A 6,273-nucleotide genomic window follows, 5' to 3' on the forward strand; every position below is an offset into this window, starting at 1 on the left:
GCCAGCACCGCGTGCACCGCGCGGCGCACGGCGCGCACCGCCGGGTCGGCCACGCGATTGGGATGCGTGACCAGATTGATGGTGCGTGTAATGGGCGGGTCGGCGATGGGCGTGACGGCCAGTTCGCCGCGCCCGATTTCGTCTATGACCGAATGCGTCGACAGGATGCTCTGGCCCTTGCCGGCCGATACCAGCTTCTTGATGGCGTAGGTGGAATCCACATCCAGCAGCACCCTGGGCGGCCGGCCCAGGTGGTCGGCGAAGGTTTTTTCTATCATTAGCCGCAACGTCTGCGGGAATGCCGGCAGAATCAGTTCCAGCTCGACAATGTCCGCCAGCGACATCACGGGCGGCAGGCGCCGCTTGAGCTCGACGTCGGTGACCAGATACAGGTCTTCCCGCCCCAGGCTGTGCACGGCCAGCGGCGTATCGGTGGGCACGTCGTACACCACGGCCAGGTCGGTGCGGCCGGCCTGGGTCCATTCGAGCAAGGTGCCGCTCATGTGTTCGGTGAGGGTCAGCCGGATATTCGGATACGCCCGCGTCACCTCTTCCAGCACCGGCACGCAGAACCGGGTATTGACGGCGGTGGACATGCCCAGCGTGACATTGCCGAAGGGGTTGGTTTCCGACGACTTGAAATCGTTATGGACCGCATCCACCCGCCGCAGGATTTCCAGCGCGTGTTCCTTCAGGTGGTGGCCGGCCTGTGTCAGCTCGATGCCGCGCGGCAGGCGCCGGAACAGCACCTGGCCCAGTTCTTCTTCCAACTGCCGCAGGCGCTGCGAAACGGCCGGCTGCGCCACGTGAATTTGCACGGCCGCCCCGGAAATGCTGCCGCAGCGGATGACGGCAAGAAAATACCGCAACTGGGTAAGCGTCATGGTCTGTTCCGTACGCGGGCCGGGCCGCTCAAAATATATATGTTTATATATGAATAGTATATTTTTATACTATTTTACTTATGTGTTGCCTGGGTGAAGAATGACGGAAAACCATCCAAGGAGACACTCTCATGCCTTTCAAGAAACTGGCCGCCGCGCTGGCCGCCGTGGCGGGCCTAGGCCTGGCTTCCACGAACGCGACAGCGGCCTATCCGGATAAGCCCGTTACCGTTGTCGTCCCGCAGGCGCCGGGCGGCACCAACGACATCGTGGCCCGCATTGTTTCGGAAAAACTGGCGCAGCAACTCGGCCAGCCTTTCGTGGTGCAGAACAAGCCGGGTGCGGGCGGCAATATCGGCACCGCCCAGGTGAAGCGCGAGGCGGCCGACGGCTATACGGTGCTGTTCACCATCAGTAGCGCGCAAGCCATCAACCCGGCCATCTACAAAGACCCGGGCTTCGACCCCGTGAAAGACTTCGCGCCCGTGGCGGGCATAGGCTCGGTGCCCAATGTGCTGTGCGTGCATCCGTCATTCCCGGCCCAGTCGCTGCAGGAGTTCATCACGCTGGTCAAGGCCAACCCGGGCAAATACCAATACGCGTCGGCGGGCAACGGCACGCTCAATCACCTGCTGGGTGCGATGCTCGACGAGAAAGGCGGGCTGAAGCTGCAGCACATTCCGTATCGCGGCGTCGCGCCGGGCATGGCCGACGTGCTGGGTGGGCAAGTGCCCATGATCTTCGCCAGCCTGCCTTCCGCCATTGCCAACATCCAGTCGGGCAAGTTGCGCGCGCTGGGTGTCAGCACGCAGCAGCGCAACCCAGCCCTGCCCGACGTGCCCGCCATCGGCGAGCAGATCCCCGGCTACGCGGGCGAACTGTGGATAGCCATGTATGTGCCGCAAGGCACGCCCCAGGCCACGATTGATGCGCTGTACCAGGCCACGCGGCAAGCCCTGGGCAGTGACGACATCAAGAAGAAATTCGCCGAACTGGGAGTGGAGCCGCTGAACGACAACCCCGCACAACTCGCGCGGCGCCTGGACGCGGACCTGAAGCTGTGGGCCGATATCGTCAAGTCGTCCGACGCGCAGATCAATTGATATGAAAACATTCGACCCCGGGCTTGCGGGCCCGCTGAAAGATGTCAGAGTCGTGGACATGTCGCGCCTGGTGGCCGGGAATATGCTGTCGCTGTTCCTGGCCGATTTCGGCGCCGACGTCATCAAGGTTGAACGCCCCGGCAAGGGCGACGACCTGCGCCACTGGCGCGAAGGCGGCCAGCCCGTGTACTGGAAGGTCTACGGCCGCAACAAGCGGTCCCTGGCGCTGGACATCAAGTCTGAAGACGGGTTGGCCCAGCTCAAGAAGCTGATCAAGTCGTCGCAGGTGTTGATCGAGAACTTCGTTCCGGGCGGCCTCGAGAAAATGGGCCTGTCGCCCGCCGTGCTGCATGCGCTGAACCCCGCGCTGGTCATCGCGCGCGTGTCGGGTTGGGGCCAGACGGGCCCCTACAGCGGCAAGCCGGGCTTCGGCACCCTGGTCGAGGCCATGTCGGGCTACGCCTATCTCAACGGCTTTCCCGACAAGCCGCCCGCCCTGCCGCCCCTGGCCATGGCCGACATGATCGCCGGCATCTACGGGGCAGCCGGCGTGCTGACCGCCCTGCGCGCGGCCGAGCAGAGCGGCACCGGCCAGGTGGTGGACCTGTCGCTGTTCGAACCGATTTTCTCGCTGATCTCTTCGGAAGCGGCCAAGTTCCAGGCCACTGGCACGCCCACCCTGCGCTCGGGCAATCAGTCCGCGCACACTGCCCCACGCAACGTCTATGTGTGCAGCGACGGCAAGCACATCGCCATGTCGGGGTCGATGCAGTCGATGGCCATGCGCATTTTCGACACCATTGGCCAGCCCGAACTGAAAACCGACCCGCGCTTCGAGAACAATGACGTGCGGGTGCAGAACAAGGACGAGCTGGACGGTATTATCCAGGCCTTCGTGGGCCGCCGCGACCAAGTGGAAAACCTGGCGCTGTTCGAACAGGCCGGCGTCACCGCGGGGCCGGTGTGCTCGGTGGCCGACTTGATCGACCACCCCTACGTGACGGGCCGCGAGGCCATCGTCAACCTCGAAGACGCGGACATGGGCAGCGTGCCCATGCACAACATCATTCCGCGGCTGTCGGCCAGCCCGGGCGCATTCCGCCGCCCCGCCCCCGGCATAGGCGAACACACGGCCGAGATCCTGGCCGAACTCGAACACGTATCGCTGGACTGACAGGCCCCCCCATGAGCAAAACCTTTGCATGGCGATCGATGCTGTTCGTGCCGATCGTCAACGACCGATTCATCACGAGCGCGTTGAAGCAGCCCGCCGACGCCATCCAGCTGGACCTGGAAGACAGCATCGCGCCGGACCAGAAGGCCCGGGCGCGCGAGCGCGTGGCCGAAGTCGCCCGGCGCTGCGCCGACCACGGCAAGGACGTCATCGTGCGGGTCAACCGGCCCTGGCGTCACCTGCTGCGCGACATAGAAGCCAGCGTATGCGCCCAGGTCAGCGCGCTGACCTTGCCCAAGGTGCCCAATGCGGCCTTCGTGCAGTCGGTGGCCGAGATCATCGACGAACTGGAAACCGAGCGCGGCATGCCACCGGGCGCCACACGCCTGATCGTCATGGTCGAAGATGCCGAGGGCCTGCACAATATGGCGGAGATCGCCGCCGCGCATCCGCGCGTCTGCGGCATGATCGTCGGCGCCGAAGACTTGGCCGTGTCGTTGCAGATGGCGGTGACGCCGGACACGCTGTACGTGCCCAATGTGATGGCGGTGGCTGCCTGCCGGCGCGCCGGCATCGCGCCCATCGGCTTCGTGGGCTCGGTGGCCGACTTCGCCAACCGCGACGCGTTTCGCCAAACCGTCGAGCGCGGCGCGGCGCTGGGCTTCGAGGGGGCATTCTGCATACACCCGGCCCAGGTCCCCATCGCCAATGCCGCCTTCGCTCCCGCCCCGGCCGCCGTCCAGCGTGCGCGGGCCCTGATCGCGGCCTTCAGGGAAGAAGAAGCCAAGGGGCGGTCGGCCTGCACGTTCGAAGGACGGATGGTGGACGCGCCCGTGGTCAAGCAGGCGCAGCGCATTGTGGAAAAAGCCGAGGCTTTCGGCATTTGAGGGCCGTGGCGTCACCTGAAAGGGGGCGCTTCGCAGGGTACAGCCGGGTGTCTGGCTCCGGAGATGCCAGACATCGTTAACCCGTGTTCACAGGTGTCTGGCTCCCGCAGGGTGCCTGACACCGTCCTACTGAGACTGTCGTGGCACACAACGGTGTCTGGCACCGTCGGAGCCAGACACCTGTGAAAATCCTTGAAACTGGCCATGGCGGCCGGGGTGCCGTGGCCAGCCCGACACCCAGCGCCCTGCGCCGTCAACCGGACAGGCACCGTGGCGTGCGCGCATCGCACAGGTTTACAGGGCGTGCCAATATTAATTATTATTGATAACAATTCTCATAATTAATATTCTTAATCGACCAGCCATGACCTCTGCGCAGATCAGCCTGCTGGCGCTTGCACTGGCCAGCATTCTTGCCAATCTGTCCACTGAACGCGCCTCTCCCCGTATGTCCGGCCTTCTGGGATGGCCATTGGCCCTGGCGCTGGCCGTGGGCGCGGTGCTGCTGCTAGCCCGGTCATTGAGCCTGGCGGTGGCCATTTCGGTGGCGCTGCTGTATTTGATGGCAGGCATTCCACTGGTGTCCGCCCTGCTGGGCTATCGCAACCGGTCCCGCCGCAGCCCCCGCCCGGCCCGCCATGAAAGCTGAAGCCGGCGCGCCAGGGCGCAAACCGAAGGCCGCGCCGGTATCCGAATCGACATTGCTGCACCAGGGCCTGGCCAGCACCGTGCTGGGGTTTCCGCTGGCGCTGGCGCTCAGCGGCATCCTGAATCACTTCCTGGGCACCGGGCAGGACTCCGCCCAGTACCAGGTGGCGATGTGGAGCGTGGCGCCCTTCTGGGCCGCCGTGATCTCGGTGTCGTTCCTGGCACCAGACCGCAAGACATGCTGGCTGTGGCTGCTGGCCGCCAACGCGGTGGCGGCGCTTGCGCTGGCCGTTGTCAGGTAGGGCGCCATGGCAGTCGATACGGGCACTGTACGCAAGTACAAGGTAGTGCACACCTGGACGGGCATCGTGTGCAGCGTGGTGCTGTTCATCGCGTTCTATGCCGGCGCGCTGGCGATGTTCAAGCCGCAGATCACGCAATGGACGCAGGCGGCCTGGCAATTGCCCGCCGGCAGCGCCGACGCCGATGCCCTGGCCGAGGCGTTCTTCGCCGAGCCGCAGCCCCGCGGACGGGCCTATCTGGTGCTGCCCGGCCACGACGACCCGGCGGCGCGCATTTATTATTCACGCCAGGGCCAGCACCACGTGGCCTACCTGGATCCGGCCGGCCAGTTGCGGCACGCCAGCGGCATCGCGGCGGGGACGGAATTGCGCAGCGGACGCACCAGCGGCGATTTCGTCGACGACGTGCACCGCACCGGCGGCCTGCCCATGGACCAGGAAAGTTCCGAGGTCATCATCGGCCTGGTCAGCCTGGCCTATGCGGTGGCTCTGGTGTCGGGCGTGATCGCCCTGCTGCCCTCGCTGGTGAAAGACCTGTTCCTGCTGCGCATCACGCATAACGTGAAGCGCATGTGGCTGGACGCGCACAACATGCTGGGCATCACCAGCCTGCCGTTCCATATCGTGATGGCGCTGACGGCGGCCACCTTCGGCCTGCACGAATGGATCTACAGCGCGCAGTCCAAGGTGGTGTATGCCCCGGGCCAGGATCCCTATGCTGCCGCCATGGCCCCGCATGCCCACGGCCCGGCGGACCCGGCGGGCGAACTGGCGCCGTCCGAACTGCTGGCCAGGCTGCGGCAGGCCGCGCCGTCGTTCGAGCCGCGCGCGCTGAACTACACCATCGAAGAGGATGGCCACAAAGACCCCGAAGTGTGGGTGGCGGGAGCCGACGACCGGCACTTCCTGCGCTCGGGACACGTGGGCTATGCCATCGTCGACCTGCACACGGGCCAGGTCCAAGACAACACCTACCTGCCCGGCCACCAGACCGCCATGGCGGCCACGCTGAGCAGCTTTTTCGGGCTGCACTTCGGCAATTACGGCGGGCTGCCGGTGCGCATTCTGTATGTGGTGCTGGGTGTGCTGGGCGCGCTGGTGTTCTATTCCGGGAATTTGCTGTGGATCGAGGCGCGGCTGAAGAAAAGCCGTCCCGGCCAGCCGGAAGCGGCGCACCCGCGCCACGTGCACTGGCTGTCGTCGCTGACGGTGGGCGCCTGCCTGGGCTGCGTGGCGGGCCTGGCCGCCAGCCTGCTGGCCGCGCGCTGGCTGGCC

General features: G+C 65.6%; 7 protein-coding genes. 6 read left to right on the forward strand and 1 reads right to left on the reverse strand.

Annotated elements, in window-relative coordinates; translation table 11 throughout:
* Positions 1 to 884, reverse strand: an 884-nt coding sequence (locus LPZ50_RS20155; RefSeq protein WP_230664313.1) for a LysR family transcriptional regulator, incomplete at its 3' end; no start/stop codon positions are given.
* Positions 885 to 1,015: 131 nt separating this feature from the next.
* Between LPZ50_RS20155 and LPZ50_RS20160 the strand changes: the two genes are divergently transcribed.
* The 6 genes from LPZ50_RS20160 to LPZ50_RS20185 form a co-directional block, all read left to right on the forward strand.
* Positions 1,016 to 1,987 (forward strand): Bug family tripartite tricarboxylate transporter substrate binding protein, encoded by a 972-nt coding sequence (locus tag LPZ50_RS20160; RefSeq protein WP_230664316.1) that lies wholly within the window; start codon positions 1,016 to 1,018, stop codon positions 1,985 to 1,987.
* A 1-nt stretch (position 1,988) separates the two neighbouring features.
* Entirely contained in the window at positions 1,989 to 3,161 is a 1,173-nt protein-coding gene (locus LPZ50_RS20165; protein WP_230664319.1) for a CaiB/BaiF CoA transferase family protein, read from the forward strand.
* Positions 3,162 to 3,172: 11 nt separating this feature from the next.
* The gene (locus LPZ50_RS20170; protein WP_230664323.1) at positions 3,173 to 4,048 is read left to right on the forward strand and encodes an HpcH/HpaI aldolase/citrate lyase family protein; all 876 of its coding nucleotides are present in this window, start codon (positions 3,173 to 3,175) and stop codon (positions 4,046 to 4,048) included.
* A 364-nt stretch (positions 4,049 to 4,412) separates the two neighbouring features.
* Positions 4,413 to 4,697, forward strand: coding sequence for a hypothetical protein (locus LPZ50_RS20175; RefSeq protein ID WP_230664325.1), 285 nt, complete (start codon positions 4,413 to 4,415; stop codon positions 4,695 to 4,697).
* Positions 4,687 to 4,998, forward strand: coding sequence for a hypothetical protein (locus LPZ50_RS20180; protein ID WP_230664327.1), 312 nt, complete (start codon positions 4,687 to 4,689; stop codon positions 4,996 to 4,998). Before LPZ50_RS20175 ends, LPZ50_RS20180 begins: the two co-directional genes overlap by 11 nt.
* A 6-nt stretch (positions 4,999 to 5,004) precedes the next feature.
* The coding region (locus LPZ50_RS20185) for a PepSY-associated TM helix domain-containing protein (protein WP_230664329.1) at positions 5,005 to 6,273 on the forward strand (1,269 nt) is incomplete at its 3' end.

It is taken from the genome of Bordetella petrii (assembly GCF_020991325.1).
Lineage (GTDB): Bacteria > Pseudomonadota > Gammaproteobacteria > Burkholderiales > Burkholderiaceae_B > Bordetella_A > Bordetella_A petrii_E.